At 45.8% G+C, this 14,007-nt stretch carries 12 protein-coding genes; all 12 read left to right on the top strand.

Going from position 1 to position 14,007, the window contains the following annotated elements:
- The first annotated feature begins 24 nt into the window (after positions 1 to 24).
- The 12 genes from clpC to rlmB all read left to right on the top strand — a co-directional run bounded on the left by clpC (position 25) and on the right by rlmB (position 14,005).
- Entirely contained in the window at positions 25 to 2,493 is a 2,469-nt protein-coding gene (clpC, locus tag R50345_RS27300; RefSeq protein WP_042131248.1) for an ATP-dependent protease ATP-binding subunit ClpC, read from the top strand.
- Positions 2,494 to 2,785: 292 nt separating this feature from the next.
- Complete coding sequence (gene radA / locus R50345_RS27295) at positions 2,786 to 4,153, top strand: DNA repair protein RadA (protein WP_042131247.1); 1,368 nt, start codon at positions 2,786 to 2,788, stop codon at positions 4,151 to 4,153.
- Between the two features lie 14 nt (positions 4,154 to 4,167).
- On the top strand, positions 4,168 to 5,244 hold the full coding sequence (gene disA / locus R50345_RS27290) for a DNA integrity scanning diadenylate cyclase DisA (RefSeq protein ID WP_042131246.1): 1,077 nt from the start codon (positions 4,168 to 4,170) through the stop codon (positions 5,242 to 5,244).
- A gap of 64 nt (positions 5,245 to 5,308) precedes the next feature.
- On the top strand, positions 5,309 to 6,046 hold the full coding sequence (pssA, locus tag R50345_RS27285; RefSeq protein ID WP_042131245.1) for a CDP-diacylglycerol--serine O-phosphatidyltransferase: 738 nt from the start codon (positions 5,309 to 5,311) through the stop codon (positions 6,044 to 6,046).
- A 180-nt stretch (positions 6,047 to 6,226) separates the two neighbouring features.
- A complete protein-coding gene (locus tag R50345_RS27280) occupies positions 6,227 to 7,315 on the top strand; it encodes a PIN/TRAM domain-containing protein (protein ID WP_042131244.1) in 1,089 nt (362 codons plus the stop codon).
- Between the two features lie 95 nt (positions 7,316 to 7,410).
- The gene (gene ispD / locus R50345_RS27275; RefSeq protein WP_042131243.1) at positions 7,411 to 8,109 is read left to right on the top strand and encodes a 2-C-methyl-D-erythritol 4-phosphate cytidylyltransferase; all 699 of its coding nucleotides are present in this window, start codon (positions 7,411 to 7,413) and stop codon (positions 8,107 to 8,109) included.
- Positions 8,106 to 8,594, top strand: a complete 489-nt coding sequence (gene ispF, locus R50345_RS27270; protein WP_042131242.1) for a 2-C-methyl-D-erythritol 2,4-cyclodiphosphate synthase — start codon at positions 8,106 to 8,108, stop codon at positions 8,592 to 8,594. The genes ispD and ispF overlap by 4 nt, the downstream gene beginning before the upstream one ends.
- 54 nt (positions 8,595 to 8,648) lie before the next feature.
- Positions 8,649 to 10,112, top strand: coding sequence for a glutamate--tRNA ligase (gltX, locus tag R50345_RS27265; RefSeq protein WP_042131241.1), 1,464 nt, complete (start codon positions 8,649 to 8,651; stop codon positions 10,110 to 10,112).
- A 509-nt stretch (positions 10,113 to 10,621) separates the two neighbouring features.
- Positions 10,622 to 11,314, top strand: coding sequence for a serine O-acetyltransferase (gene cysE / locus R50345_RS27260; protein WP_042131240.1), 693 nt, complete (start codon positions 10,622 to 10,624; stop codon positions 11,312 to 11,314).
- A gap of 48 nt (positions 11,315 to 11,362) precedes the next feature.
- A complete protein-coding gene (cysS, locus tag R50345_RS27255) occupies positions 11,363 to 12,772 on the top strand; it encodes a cysteine--tRNA ligase (RefSeq protein ID WP_042131239.1) in 1,410 nt (469 codons plus the stop codon).
- Complete coding sequence (locus R50345_RS27250; protein WP_042131238.1) at positions 12,769 to 13,203, top strand: Mini-ribonuclease 3; 435 nt, start codon at positions 12,769 to 12,771, stop codon at positions 13,201 to 13,203. The genes cysS and R50345_RS27250 overlap by 4 nt, the downstream gene beginning before the upstream one ends.
- A 37-nt stretch (positions 13,204 to 13,240) precedes the next feature.
- A complete protein-coding gene (gene rlmB, locus R50345_RS27245) occupies positions 13,241 to 14,005 on the top strand; it encodes a 23S rRNA (guanosine(2251)-2'-O)-methyltransferase RlmB (RefSeq protein WP_042131237.1) in 765 nt (254 codons plus the stop codon).
- Positions 14,006 to 14,007: the final 2 nt, after the last annotated feature.

The raw sequence follows: 14,007 nt of genomic DNA, 5'->3' as shown, positions 1-14,007 counted from the left end.
ACTATTCATGGAGGTGCAGGAGATATGATGTTTGGAAGATTTACGGAACGCGCACAAAAAGTGCTAGCGCTGGCGCAGGAAGAAGCTGTTCGTTTAGGACACAACAATATTGGCACAGAACATATTTTGCTCGGACTTATTCGTGAAGGAGACGGCATTGCTGCTAAGGCATTAATTGCTTTAGGGCTAGGTCTTGAAAAAATCCAGGACGAAGTGGAGACACTGATTGGCAGAGGTCAAGAACAGCCTACGAACATTGCTTATACTCCTCGCGCTAAAAAAGTGATTGAGTTGTCGATGGATGAAGCCCGTAAGCTGGGACATACGTATGTCGGCACTGAGCATATTTTGCTTGGACTTATCCGTGAAGGGGAAGGTGTCGCGGCACGTGTGCTTAATAACCTCGGCATCAGCTTGAATAAAGCTCGTCAGCAAGTGCTGCAGCTCCTGGGAAGCAGCGAGGCTGCCTCTAGTCATAGTGGAACTCCGGCTAATGTCAGCACACCGACTCTAGATGGTCTTGCGCGCGATTTGACCGCCTATGCTAAGGAGGGCAATCTAGACCCGGTTATCGGCCGTAGCAAGGAGATTGAACGTGTTATTCAGGTACTGAGTCGCCGGACTAAGAATAACCCGGTACTGATCGGTGAACCTGGTGTTGGTAAGACAGCTATCGCTGAAGGACTTGCACAAAAGATTATCAACAATGAAATCCCAGAAACACTTCGCGACAAACGCGTCATGACGCTCGACATGGGCTCAGTAGTGGCTGGAACAAAATATCGCGGTGAATTTGAAGACCGCCTCAAGAAAATCATGGATGAGATTCGCCAAGCAGGTAATATCGTGCTCTTTATCGATGAGCTTCATACGCTGATCGGTGCTGGCGGCGCTGAAGGTGCGATTGATGCATCTAACATTCTTAAGCCGGCTTTGGCCCGTGGAGAACTTCAGTGCATAGGCGCTACTACGCTTGACGAATATCGTAAATATATTGAAAAAGATGCAGCGCTCGAACGACGTTTTCAACCGATTACGGTGGATCAGCCTTCTCCAGAGGAAGCGGTCCAAATTCTGTTCGGACTTCGCGATCGTTATGAAGCGCATCACCGTGTAAAGATTACGGATGAAGCTATTGTGGAAGCAGTGAAGTTGTCCGATCGTTACATTCCGGACCGTTTCCTGCCAGATAAAGCGATTGACCTTATCGATGAAGCAGGATCTAAAGTAAGGCTTCACTCTTACACCATCCCGCCAAATCTGAAGGAACTTGAAATGCGCTTGGATGATATCCGCAAGGAGAAAGATTCCGCAGTGCAGAGTCAAGAGTTTGAAAAAGCGGCGGCCTTGCGTGATACAGAGCAAAAGATCCGTGAAGAGCTTGATACGACAAAGAATCAATGGAAAGAAAAACAGGGTCGCACGGATTCAGAGGTTACACCTGAAGACATCGCACAGGTTGTAGCTAGCTGGACGGGGATACCTGTAAGCAAGCTGAAGGAAGAGGAGACCGACCGTCTGCTTAACATGGAGGCTTTACTTCATGAACGAGTGATCGGCCAGGATGAAGCCGTTAAGGCAGTTAGCCGGGCACTACGCCGTGCGCGTGCAGGTCTTAAAGATCCGAAACGTCCAATGGGTTCCTTTATCTTCCTCGGTCCTACAGGTGTAGGTAAAACTGAGTTGGCTCGTGCATTGGCTGAAGCCATGTTCGGCGATGAGAATGCGGTCATCCGTATTGATATGTCGGAATACATGGAGAAGCACTCCACGTCCCGCTTAGTCGGAGCCCCTCCTGGATATGTTGGCTATGAAGAAGGCGGCCAATTAACCGAGAAGGTACGCCGTAAACCTTATTCTGTAGTGCTGCTTGATGAAATTGAAAAAGCGCATCCAGAAGTATTCAATATTCTACTGCAGGTTCTTGAAGACGGTCGTTTGACTGACTCTAAAGGACGGGTAGTTGATTTCCGTAATACATTAATTATTCTGACTTCTAACGTAGGCGCACAAGCGATCAAGAAGAATTCGACACTTGGATTCACAGCTGTGCAAGATGCTGGAGCAGAATACGGTAATATGAAGGGCAAGGTTATGGAAGAGCTTAAGAAGAGCTTCCGTCCTGAGTTCTTGAACCGGATTGACGAAATCATCGTCTTCCATTCCCTCGATGAGAAGCATATTGCTGAAATCGTTACGTTGATGTCTGATGAGCTGCGCAAGCGGCTGCGTGAATATGATGTTGATTTCGTACTCACGGATGCGGCGAAGGCTTTCCTGGCTAAGGAAGGTTACGACCCAGCCTTTGGTGCACGTCCATTGCGTCGTGCGATTCAGAAGCATATTGAAGACCGTCTTTCTGAGGAATTGCTCCGAGGAAATATCCAAAAGGGTGATTCGCTCAACATTGATGAAGTTGGCGGAGAACTTGTAGTGAATAAAGTGGATGCTCCTGTAGCGCCATTGCTTGAAAAAGAAGTAGAATCCGAATAAAAAAATGGAATAAATAAGGCTTCCGCTCCTCAGTTTTTTAGAGGGGTGGGAGCTTTTTTTAATATAAGAAAGTATAAGTTTGAAACAATACTTTATTTCTTATATCTCTTGCTTAAACGCTTAGCGTCCTTATATGGACGCTGAAGGCGTTTATACTTGTTGTAAATTTTTCACTTAAAAATATACATTTAGTACAAATGCCGAATGACCTTTCGTTAAAGAGGCAGAAATGGTAAACTTTCATTAGAAGAAAATATCCGCAATTTAAAAGTTCGGACCGTAAGGAGAACAAATGGCTAAACCAAAAACTAAATTTTTTTGCACTGATTGTGGATACGAATCGCCAAAATGGTTCGGTAAATGTCCCGGGTGCCAAGCTTGGAACTCCATGGTGGAGGAAACGGAAAGCGTAGTCAAAACACAGGGAATGAATGCCCCTATTTTTCATAGTAAAGAAAAGGCACAATCGATCATAAGTATAGAAAGTGACAAGGAACCGCGCATACTGACAGGTATAGGTGAGCTTAACCGTGTTCTCGGTGGGGGGATCGTACCAGGATCGCTGGTACTAGTAGGGGGAGACCCAGGAATCGGTAAATCTACGCTCTTATTACAGACGTCGCATGCTCTGACAACTCAGGGATTGCGAGTGCTGTACATTTCGGGCGAAGAATCGGTAAGGCAAACTAAGCTACGTGCGGATCGCCTCGGTGCGTTGTCAGCTGAGCTATATGTACTATGTGAGACGAATATGGAAAGCATAGAAGAAGCGATTGAACAAATTCAGCCGCAATTTCTTGTTATCGATTCGATTCAGACTGTATTTATGCCAGAAGTAACTAGTGCGCCAGGCAGTGTGACCCAGGTTCGGGAATGTACGACAAGATTTATGCGTATCGCTAAGATTCGGGGAATTGCTACAGTTCTCGTTGGGCATGTCACCAAGGAAGGCGCTATTGCAGGCCCACGGATGCTTGAACATATGGTGGATTGTGTGCTGTATTTTGAGGGAGAGCGGCATCATACGTATAGACTCCTGCGGGCTGTGAAGAACCGCTTCGGTTCAACGAATGAAATCGGCATTTTCGAAATGGGTGAAGTGGGTCTAACAGAAGTAGAAAATCCATCGGAGCTCTTCTTATCGGAGCGTCCACTCGGCGTAGCCGGATCTACAGTCGTGGCTAGTATGGAGGGGACTAGACCGGTGCTTGTTGAGCTTCAGGCTCTTATCGCTGCCACTCATTTCCCCTCCCCACGCCGGGTGTGCACAGGTATGGATCACCAGCGGATGGCACTCATTATCGCTGTACTTGAGAAGCGGATGGGCATGTTCCTGCAAAATCAGGATGCATACCTTAATGTTGCTGGAGGCGTGAAGCTGGATGAACCAGCGATAGATTTAGCAGTAGCTGTTAGTATCGCTTCCAGCTTTCGTGATATTTCAACAAAACCTTACGATGTTTTCTTCGGTGAAGTAGGACTTACAGGTGAAGTAAGAGGTGTTTCACGCGCGGAAATGCGTGTGAAGGAAGCCGCGAAGCTAGGCTTCCGGCGGGTGATTATGCCAGAGAAAAGTTTGAAGGGCTGGAAGCACCCGCAAGATATCCAGATTATTGGCGTCAGTACCGTAGCAGATGCACTATCGGTCGCGTTAGATTAGGGGGCACAGGGATTATGAAAGAATATAACCAATTAGAGAATATGAATGATCTGCTCAGACTGGCGGCACCGGGGACACCCTTTCGGGAAGGTCTTGAGAATGTGCTGCGCGCTAAGACGGGAGCGCTAATCGTCGTTGGGTATAGTCCTGAGGTGATGGAGGTAGTGGATGGAGGATTCTCCATTAACTGCGATTTTTCGCCCAATTATTTATATGAGCTCGCCAAAATGGACGGTGCCATTATTCTTAGTGAAGACTTAAAGCGGATTTTGTATGCAAATACACAATTAATTCCGGATTCGTCTATTTCATCAATCGAGACAGGCATTCGTCACCGGACCGCCGAGCGTGTAGCGAAGCAAACAGGCAAACTGGTGGTTTCCATTTCACAGCGCCGTAATATCATTACTCTGTATCAAGGCTCCATTCGATACGCACTAAAAGAAATCGGAGCTATTTTGGCTAAAGCTAATCAAGCGATTCAGACCCTCGAAAAGTACAAAGCGGTTCTTACACAAGGACTGACGAATTTGTCTGCTTCAGAGTATGAGGGAATCGTAACCGTGGCCGAAGTGGTCGGAGTGATTCAGCGGGTAGAGATGGTTCTACGCATAAAAATGGAGATCAAACGATATATAAATGAATTAGGCAACGAAGGACGCTTAATCAGCATGCAGATGGAAGAACTGGTTGGAAATACAGAGGAAGAAGCATGGCTCCTATACAGAGACTATGCTAAGGAAGAGCAAGAAGATAAAATTCGTGAAATTATTGCCGGTCTCAAACGTATTAGTGATGATGACCTAATGGATGATAACCATATTGCTCGATTGCTGGGCTACTCTTCAACGGCAATTTCATCCGAAGAAGTGGTTACACCACGTGGGTATCGTCTGCTTAACAAAATTCCGCGGCTTCCAAATGTGATCATTCATAATCTGGTGGAGCGGTTTGAAATGCTGCCTAATTTGATGTCTGCAAGCATAGCCGAACTGGATGAAGTGGACGGAATTGGGGAGGTGCGAGCTCGTAATATTCAGGATGGGCTCAAACGTTTACAGAAGCAAGTTCTTATTGACAGGCAAATGTAAATAACATACAATCACGTAATATTGGAGCTATTTAAGGCCAATGTGAGAAAATTGAGGTGAAGAAATGATACAAAAATCAATTCCGAGTCTTTTTACCATAGGTAACTTGATGCTCGGAATGTTTGGTATCATGATGGCGTTTGACGGTAAAGTTAGCATGGCCGCTATCATGGTTATTATTGCTATGCTGTTAGACGGATTGGATGGCCGAGTTGCTCGTGCACTTAAATGTGAGAGTGAATTTGGTAAGGAACTGGACTCTTTGTCTGATGTCGTTTCCTTTGGAGTAGCGCCGGCTGTTATTATGTACGTTTCAAGCCTGCATGATTTGAATTCTGCATTAGCCTGGACAGTAACTGCAATTTTCCCGGTGTTTGGGGCATTGCGCCTTGCTCGCTTTAATGTTCAACCAGGGGTTCCTGGTTATTTCATCGGTTTGCCAATTCCTGCTGCTGGTGGTGTACTTGCCACATTAGCTCTTTTTAATAAAGATGTTTCCGCTCCGTTTATGATCGTGGCTACACTGCTCTTATCGTATTTGATGGTCAGCACTGTTAAATATCCTAATTTTAAGAAGGTCGGCTTGCCTAAAAAAGTGGTTGTCGGTGCGCCAGTAGTCATTATTGTTGCTGTGGCAGTTGCCGTTGTATTCCCAGAGGAAATTGCTAAGCTAATCTTCGTCTTACTTGGGATTTACGCGTTATATGGTTTTAAACAAAACATCGATCGATTGACAGCAAGACGCCGTCACCGTCGTAGAAGACGTTCCGAAGATAAAGTGTATCACTCAAAGAACGGTTAAAGCATTCACTCGTAGTAAGGATAAATTCATACATTTATAACTAAAGGCTTTGTCTTCCCTAGGGATGGCAGAGCCTTTTTGCAATTACAGCGCTACTCCAAGTTTATCGTCTTGAAAATTGGAACATACTGGTGAGGTATAGATCATTTAAGGATGAATAAAAAGGAGGTGCGTTAGGTTATGTGGAAAAAAGTGATATTGTCTTTTGCTTTAATATGTGGAGCTTGGTCTGGTTTTTCGCTATACCATGCGCTTGAAAGAGGATTCCCCAAGGGGATGGAAAAGCTGAGTGAAAGTTTACCTGTAGAGGGAAGCATTTTATTTACGGTGCTGGGTGCCATTATTTTTTTGTTTGCGGGGTCTTTATGCGCGGAATGGGGAGGTTCAAAACTGCGGGAGGCGGTTCTGTACTGTTCGCGTATACCAATGAATGAATTGGCTGCAGGTGCAGCTGGGCTTACAGGGGGGCTTCTGCTGTCTCTTCTGTTATATCCTGCGATGATTTGGCTTGGAAAAGCAGGACAGCTGCTCCAGGTACCCGTTACGTTAGCTTTTGGATATATGGGGCTGCGGATCGGACTGGAGAAAAAAGAGGAACTAGCTGCACTTTGGACAACTGGACGATGGGGACAAGCGGCTGAGCCGGAAGGTCGTGGGCTGGAGGAGCATAAAATCCTCGATACTAGCGTGATTATTGATGGACGGATTGCTGACATTTGTAAAACTGGTTTTATTGAAGGAACGATTGTTATTCCGGAATTTGTACTTGAGGAGCTCCAGCATATTGCAGATTCTTCCGATCTACTGAAACGGAATCGCGGACGGCGGGGACTTGATATTCTCAATAAGATTCAAAAAGAGCTTGATGTGAAGGTGTTAATCTATGAGGGGGATTTTGAAGAAATCTCTGAGGTGGATAGTAAGCTGGTGAAGTTAGCGAAGGTACTGCGAGGTAAAGTAGTTACAAATGACTTCAACTTGAATAAGGTATGCGAATTGCAGGGAGTCTCAGTTCTGAACATTAATGATCTTGCGAATGCCGTAAAGCCCGTAGTGTTGCCCGGTGAGGAAATCGTGGTTCAGGTCATTAAGGATGGCAAAGAGCATGGACAAGGCGTAGCCTATTTAGATGATGGAACGATGATCGTTGTGGAAGGCGGACGTGAATATATCGGGACTACGATGGAGGTACTTGTCACTAGTGTGCTTCAAACTTCAGCTGGACGGATGATATTTGCGAAGCCAAAGCTCTTGGAAAAAGCACAATAAGTAAAGATAAAGTGCATGGCAACTGTCCTATGGGTTGGAAATGCCCGCCAAACACGTTATGATGGGAATATACGTGAAAGACAGGAGCCTGAGTAATGTCAAACAGTGTGGGCGTCGTCATTGTGGCGGCAGGCAGAGGAACGCGAATGGGGACTGTAGAGAGCAAGCAATATCTGTTATTGCAGGGTAAACCAATTATCGTTCATACGCTGGAAGTATTTCAGCAGCACGAATTGATTTCCGAAATCGTGCTTGTAACCGGTAAGGAAGATATTGAACGCTGCCGGGAATGGATACAGCTCTATAAGCTGGACAAGGTTAAGGCTATCGTGCCTGGTGGATCTGAGCGTCAGCATTCTGTACATAAAGGATTGTTGAAACTTACGACACAGTGGGTAATGGTGCATGATGGGGTTCGCCCGTTTGTACAGCCGATTGAAATTGAGGCATGTTACAAGCGAGCGAAGCAGATCGGTGCTTCAGTTCTTGCTGTACCAGTCAAAGATACGATCAAACAGGTAGATAACGAAGGCAAAGTACTTTCTACGCCGGATCGGCGAAGTCTGTGGGCGATTCAAACCCCGCAGACTTTTCGTCTTTCTGAATTGCTGGATGCTTATGCGGTAGCGGAGCGGGATGGTTTTTTAGGTACAGATGATTCCAGTTTAGCGGAACGTGCTGGCATTCCGGTTTCTGTGGTAGAGGGAAGCTACAGAAATATTAAGATTACGACGCCTGATGATTTAGATTTTGCAGAATTCACAGAAAGAAACAGGGGAGAGGGACAATCATGATCGCTGTAGGACAAGGATTTGATGTACATCAACTGGTAGAGGGAAGGCCTTGTATTATTGGAGGAGTTACGATTCCATATGAAAAAGGACTATTGGGACATTCCGATGCAGATGTGCTGCTGCACGCAGTAAGTGACGCTATTCTAGGCGCGCTTGGACTAGGTGATATTGGCAGACATTTTCCGGACACAGATCCGGCGTTTAAGGACGCGGATAGCTTGAAATTATTAGAACAAGTATGGGCGCTTGCTAGCGAGCGTGGTTATAAGCTTGGGAATATCGATTCAACGATTATTGCCCAGAAACCAAAGATGGCGCCTTACATTCCTCAAATGACGGAGATCATTGCTCGTGCGCTTCATGCAGACCCGTCCAAGGTGAATGTTAAAGCCACCACTACCGAGCAGCTTGGTTTTGCCGGTCGTGGCGAAGGAATCGCCGCACAATCTATTGTCTGTCTACTCCAAGATGTGATATCATCTTGAGATGGTCTAAGTAGTAAATTCTAAGTTTTAACCATATGAAGCGGAGGGAATATAATGACGGATCAAGTCCGGGTGCGTTACGCACCGAGCCCTACGGGACATTTACATATAGGTAACGCCAGAACGGCGCTGTTTAACTATCTGTTCGCCCGTAATAAAGGCGGTAAATTCATTATCAGAATTGAAGATACAGACGTGAAGCGCAATGTCGCAGGTGGCGAAGAGAGCCAGCTTAAATATTTGAAATGGCTAGGTATGGATTGGGATGAGAGCGTTGATGTTGGCGGAGAGTATGGACCTTACCGCCAGACTGAACGTCTGGATCTTTATCGCGTATATTGGCAGGATTTGCTGGATAGAGGTTTGGCTTACCGTTGCTATTGCACAGAGGAAGAACTGGAAGCGGAACGTGAAGAACAGACTGCTCGTGGAGAAACTCCTCGTTATTCCGGTAAACACCGTGATTTGACGGAAGAGCAACGCCTTGCTTTTGAAGCTGAAGGACGGGTAGCTAGTATTCGCTTCCGCGTACCAGAAGATCGTACGTATGCGTTCGATGATATCGTAAAGGGCAACATTTCTTTTGACACGAAGGAAATGGGTGACTTTGTTATTGTAAAGAAGGACGGAATTCCGACCTACAACTTTGCGGTAGCTGTTGATGATCATCTGATGGCTATTACCCATGTATTGCGTGGAGAAGATCATATTTCCAATACCCCGCGTCAACTTATGATCTTTGAAGCACTTGGCTGGGAACCGCCTTTGTTTGGTCATATGACCCTTATTGTTGGCGACAACCACAAGAAGCTCAGCAAACGGGATGAATCCGTTATTCAATTTATCGAGCAGTATGACGAATTGGGTTATTTGCCTGAAGCTTTGGTTAATTTCATTTCTCTCCTGGGCTGGTCGCCAGAAGGTGAAGAAGAAATTTTCAGTAAAGAAGAACTTATTTCTATTTTTGATGCGGACCGATTGTCCAAAAGTCCGGCTGTATTCGATAAGAATAAGCTGGCGCATCTAAATAATCACTATATTAAGCATGCTGATCCTAAACGGATCTCGGCATTAGCGATTCCACATCTACAAAAAGCGGGGAAAATACCGGCTGAGCTGAATGATGAGCAGCAGGCATGGGCAGAAAGCCTTGTAGCACTGTATCAAGAGCAGATGACCTCTGCTTCTGATATTGTAGAGTTATCTGAACTATTCTTCCGCAGTCATCTAGAGTTAGAAACAGAAGCGGCGCAGGTTCTGGCTGAAAGCCAAGTGCCGGAGGTCTTGTCTGCTTTCCTAGCTAAGGTTGAAGCCTGTCAGGATTTCAGTGCTAGCAACATGGCTGTTCTAATTAAAGAAGTACAGAAGGAAACAGGTCACAAGGGTAAAGCGTTATTTATGCCGATCCGTGTAGCTCTGACCGGACAAACACACGGACGTGATCTCAATATAACGATTGCTTTGCTCGGCCAAAACCGAGTTATCGAACGTTTGAAATCACAAATTAAGGGAGCTTAAGGCAGGATTACTTATCACTAAGCCTCTTGTCAGTCCCTTAGCTTTTGCGCTAAGATAGTACCATATGATAATAGCTGTGATCAGGAGAAGTACGTCCATTAAGGCAATTGCCAGAGAGAATAACCGAGAAAGGGATACCTTTCGGGCTGGGAGTTATTCATTTGTCCGGGGCAGAACATGCGCCTGTGAGCTGCACGGTTGAACGATCCTTAAGGTTCGTTAGATCGTGCCGGGTACATCGCCGTTAATGATGCCAAGTGGAACGAAGGAACTCTGCCGATGGTAACAACGCAGCCTGTTTGATTCGTTCAAGCAGAGTGGAACCGCGGTTAAACGTCTCTGCAGCTTTATGCTGCAGGGGCTTTTTTTGTTTCGAGGTATCTTTTTTTATATAACAAACCAAGCAAACACCCACAGCATATGTATGATAAGAATGATGATTGGGAGACAATACCTCCCTTGTGTACCTGTAAACAGGAGATGGGGGAGTCAAGAAGAGAGGAACCGTGATGTTTAAGCATATTAAGTCGGACATTCGGGCGGTATTCGATAACGATCCCGCTGCCCGCAGCTGGTTCGAGGTTGTCTTCACATATGCAGGGTTGCACGCCATTTGGGGTCATCGAATTGCTCATTCTTTTTTCAAACGCCGCTGGTATACAATGGCCCGTTTGGTCTCACAGTTTAGTAGATTTATGACCGGTGTTGAGATCCATCCTGGAGCCGTCATCGGAAATAGGCTGTTTATCGACCATGGTATGGGGATTGTTATTGGAGAAACCTGTGAAATCGGTGATGATGTTATTATCTATCAAGGGGTTACACTCGGGGGAACAGGGAAAGAAAAAGGTAAACGTCATCCCACAGTTGGCAACAATGTAGTTATTGGTTCTGGTGCGAAGGTATTAGGATCGTTTCGTATCGGCGACAATTCAAATATAGGTTCTAATGCAGTTGTGTTGCGTGAAGTGCCAAATAACAGTACGGTAGTAGGGAACCCGGGCCGTGTAGTAAAACGAAACGGTGAACGTGTATCCGATCGTTTGGATCATACCAAGATGCCAGACCCGCTTGTTGATTCACTTCGTTTTTTGCAAAAAGAAATCGAAGAGATCAGAGAGAAGCTTGGCGAAGAAGATAAGCAAAAGACCGCACAGCGACTGGCTGAAACTCAGCAGTATATTGGTGATTACGAAATTTAAGCATATCCGGTACTAAGGAATCGGGACAACAGAAAGGGTTGGAATAGGATGGCTTTACAAATTTACAACACAATGACACGCAGCAAGGAGCAGTTTGTGCCCCAGGAATCGGGCAAAGTGAAAATGTACGTATGTGGTCCAACCGTTTATGGATATATGCATATCGGAAATGCTAGACCTATTATTGTCTTTGATATGGTCCGGAATTATTTGGAGCAACTTGGCAATGAGGTACGGTATGTTACGAATTTCACGGATGTAGATGATAAACTGATACGCAAAGCAGAGGAAATGAATACAACAGTAGCGGAGGTTGCGGAGATTTTTATCGCTGCCTATCTTGAGGATCTCGAAGGACTTGGAGTGAAGCCGGCGACATTGAATCCGCGGGTTACAGAAAGCATGGATCTGATCATTAAATTTATTAAAGACCTTGAGGAAAAAGGGTACGCATATGAAAGCGGCGGCGATGTATTCTATCGCACTTCCAAATTTGAAGACTATGGTAAGCTGTCTCGTCAGAATCTAGATGAATTACAGTTTGGTATTCGTGTAGAGGTTGATTCACGTAAAGAGAAGCCTGAGGATTTTGTACTATGGAAAGCGGCGAAGCCAGGTGAAGTGTATTGGGAAAGCCCTTGGGGGAATGGACGTCCAGGCTGGCATATTGAATGCTCGGCCATGGCAAGAGAGTTCTTAGGAGATACAATTGATATCCACGGTGGCGGACAAGATCTGCAGTTCCCGCATCATGAATGCGAATGCGCTCAGACAGAAGCTCTGACAGGAAAACCACTCTCTAATTACTGGATGCATAATGGATTTCTCAATATCGGGGACGAGAAAATGTCCAAATCCCTTGGTAATGGTTGGCTTGTAAAAGATATCCGTGGGCAATTTAAAGCTGGAACTATCCGCTACTTCATGCTCTCGACACATTACCGTAATCCTTTGAACTTTTCTGTTGATTCGTTGACTTCAGCCGAAAAGAGCGTAGAGCGTATCTCTCTAGCTGAGAGCAATGTTAAGCATCGTCTTGAGCTTGCTGCAGAAGTTGCCCAAGGTGAAGTGAGCTTAGAGATTAACGATAAATTATCTGCTATAGTGGCCAATTTTCATGCTAAAATGCAGGATGACTTTAATACCCCTGATGCGATTACCGCTATGTTTGATTGGGTGAGTCTTGCAAACCATACCCTTGCGAATAGTGAAGCAGCCCCTGCTGATTTTGCTGCGTTGCTGCAAGCTTTTGGGGAAATGAATGCTGTGCTGCGTTTGACACCTGAGCATGAGGAAGAAGAGATCGCGAGTGAAGAAGTTGAACGATTGATCGCGGAGCGGGTTGAAGCACGTAAGAATAAGAATTGGAGCCGGTCCGATGAGATTCGTGATGAATTAGGCCGCTTGGGCATATTGCTTGAGGATACTCCGCAAGGAATGCGGTGGCGGCGTAAATGAGTGAGGAACGCAAGTTTCAGAACGGGTGGTTTCCTTACGAGCCTTCCAAACCTGCGCGACTCCTCTCACCAATTGTACTTGCCTATGTAGGAGATGCTATTTACGAGGTGTCAGTTCGTCAGTATTTAGTATCTCTTCCGAATTTGCGCCCAAACCATTTGCATCGCTCTGCTACAGGACTTGTATCCGCTAAGGCGCAGAGTGCCATTCTTGGATTTTTGGAGCCGAATCTCACAGAAGAGGAAAAGGATGTCGCCCGTCAGGGGAGAAACGCTAAGTCGGGAAGTATTCCTAAGAATGCAGATGTGCTTGAATACCGTCATGCTACTGCTTTTGAGTGCCTGATTGGTTACTTATACTACACAGGTCAACAAGAGCGAATACAAGAAATTGTACACAGTGGTATACAGTTTATGTTGAATCAGCCGTGATAAGGCTTTTGTGAAATAGAGAATAGGAGAAGTGGACATGGAAGAAGATTTGAAGACAGAAGAGGAAATATTAGCTGGGAAGCATTCAGTGCTTGAAGCACTTCGTGCGGGTCGTACTTTAAACAAAATATGGATCGCAGAAACGGCTCAGAAGCATCTGACTGCACCAATCGTCGCTGAAGCACGCAAAGCGGGGATTGTCATTCAACATGTGGACAAGCGTAAGCTGGATCAACTCGCTCCAGGAGTTCAACATCAAGGGGTAGTTGCTCAAGCGGCACCTTTTGCCTATGTCGAGGTAGATGATTTGCTTGCTGCAGCAGAAGCTAAAGGAGAGCCTGCATTCCTAATTTTGCTGGATGAGATCGAAGATCCACATAACCTGGGATCCATTCTGCGGACAGCAGATTGTACTGGAGTGCATGGAGTAATTGTACCTAAACGTCGTTCGGCTCAGATTACTGCTACCGTTTCCAAAACATCGGCGGGTGCCGTTGAATATGTTCCGGTTGCGCGGGTGACTAACCTAGGTCAGACCATTGATCGTCTGAAAGAGCAGGGAGTCTGGGTAGTAGGTACAGATGTGGATACAGATCAGAATCTGTTTGGATCCAATATTTTCACAGGACCGGTAGCTGTTGTAATCGGTAATGAGAATAAAGGGATGGGACGCCTGATTCGTGAGAAATGTGATGTATTACTTAAACTGCCGATGGCCGGAAAGATCAATTCATTAAATGCCTCTGTCGCCGCAGGAGTCATTATGTATGAAGTGGTACGCCTTCGGCAACAGCAGGGATAACT

This window comes from Paenibacillus sp. FSL R5-0345 (assembly GCF_000758585.1).
Classification (GTDB): Bacteria; Bacillota; Bacilli; order Paenibacillales; family Paenibacillaceae; genus Paenibacillus_AQ.
This window is presented reverse-complemented; position numbering and strand designations above follow the sequence as displayed.

What these genes read in the sequence shown, in the direction of transcription:
- clpC (WP_042131248.1), top strand. Translation starts at nt 25, where the DNA reads ATGATGTTTGGAAGATTTACGGAACGCGCACAAAAAGTGCTAGCGCTG.
- radA (WP_042131247.1), top strand. Translation starts at nt 2,786, where the DNA reads ATGGCTAAACCAAAAACTAAATTTTTTTGCACTGATTGTGGATACGAA.
- disA (WP_042131246.1), top strand. Translation starts at nt 4,168, where the DNA reads ATGAAAGAATATAACCAATTAGAGAATATGAATGATCTGCTCAGACTG.
- pssA (WP_042131245.1), top strand. Translation starts at nt 5,309, where the DNA reads ATGATACAAAAATCAATTCCGAGTCTTTTTACCATAGGTAACTTGATG.
- R50345_RS27280 (WP_042131244.1), top strand. Translation starts at nt 6,227, where the DNA reads ATGTGGAAAAAAGTGATATTGTCTTTTGCTTTAATATGTGGAGCTTGG.
- ispD (WP_042131243.1), top strand. Translation starts at nt 7,411, where the DNA reads ATGTCAAACAGTGTGGGCGTCGTCATTGTGGCGGCAGGCAGAGGAACG.
- ispF (WP_042131242.1), top strand. Translation starts at nt 8,106, where the DNA reads ATGATCGCTGTAGGACAAGGATTTGATGTACATCAACTGGTAGAGGGA.
- gltX (WP_042131241.1), top strand. Translation starts at nt 8,649, where the DNA reads ATGACGGATCAAGTCCGGGTGCGTTACGCACCGAGCCCTACGGGACAT.
- cysE (WP_042131240.1), top strand. Translation starts at nt 10,622, where the DNA reads ATGTTTAAGCATATTAAGTCGGACATTCGGGCGGTATTCGATAACGAT.
- cysS (WP_042131239.1), top strand. Translation starts at nt 11,363, where the DNA reads ATGGCTTTACAAATTTACAACACAATGACACGCAGCAAGGAGCAGTTT.
- R50345_RS27250 (WP_042131238.1), top strand. Translation starts at nt 12,769, where the DNA reads ATGAGTGAGGAACGCAAGTTTCAGAACGGGTGGTTTCCTTACGAGCCT.
- rlmB (WP_042131237.1), top strand. Translation starts at nt 13,241, where the DNA reads ATGGAAGAAGATTTGAAGACAGAAGAGGAAATATTAGCTGGGAAGCAT.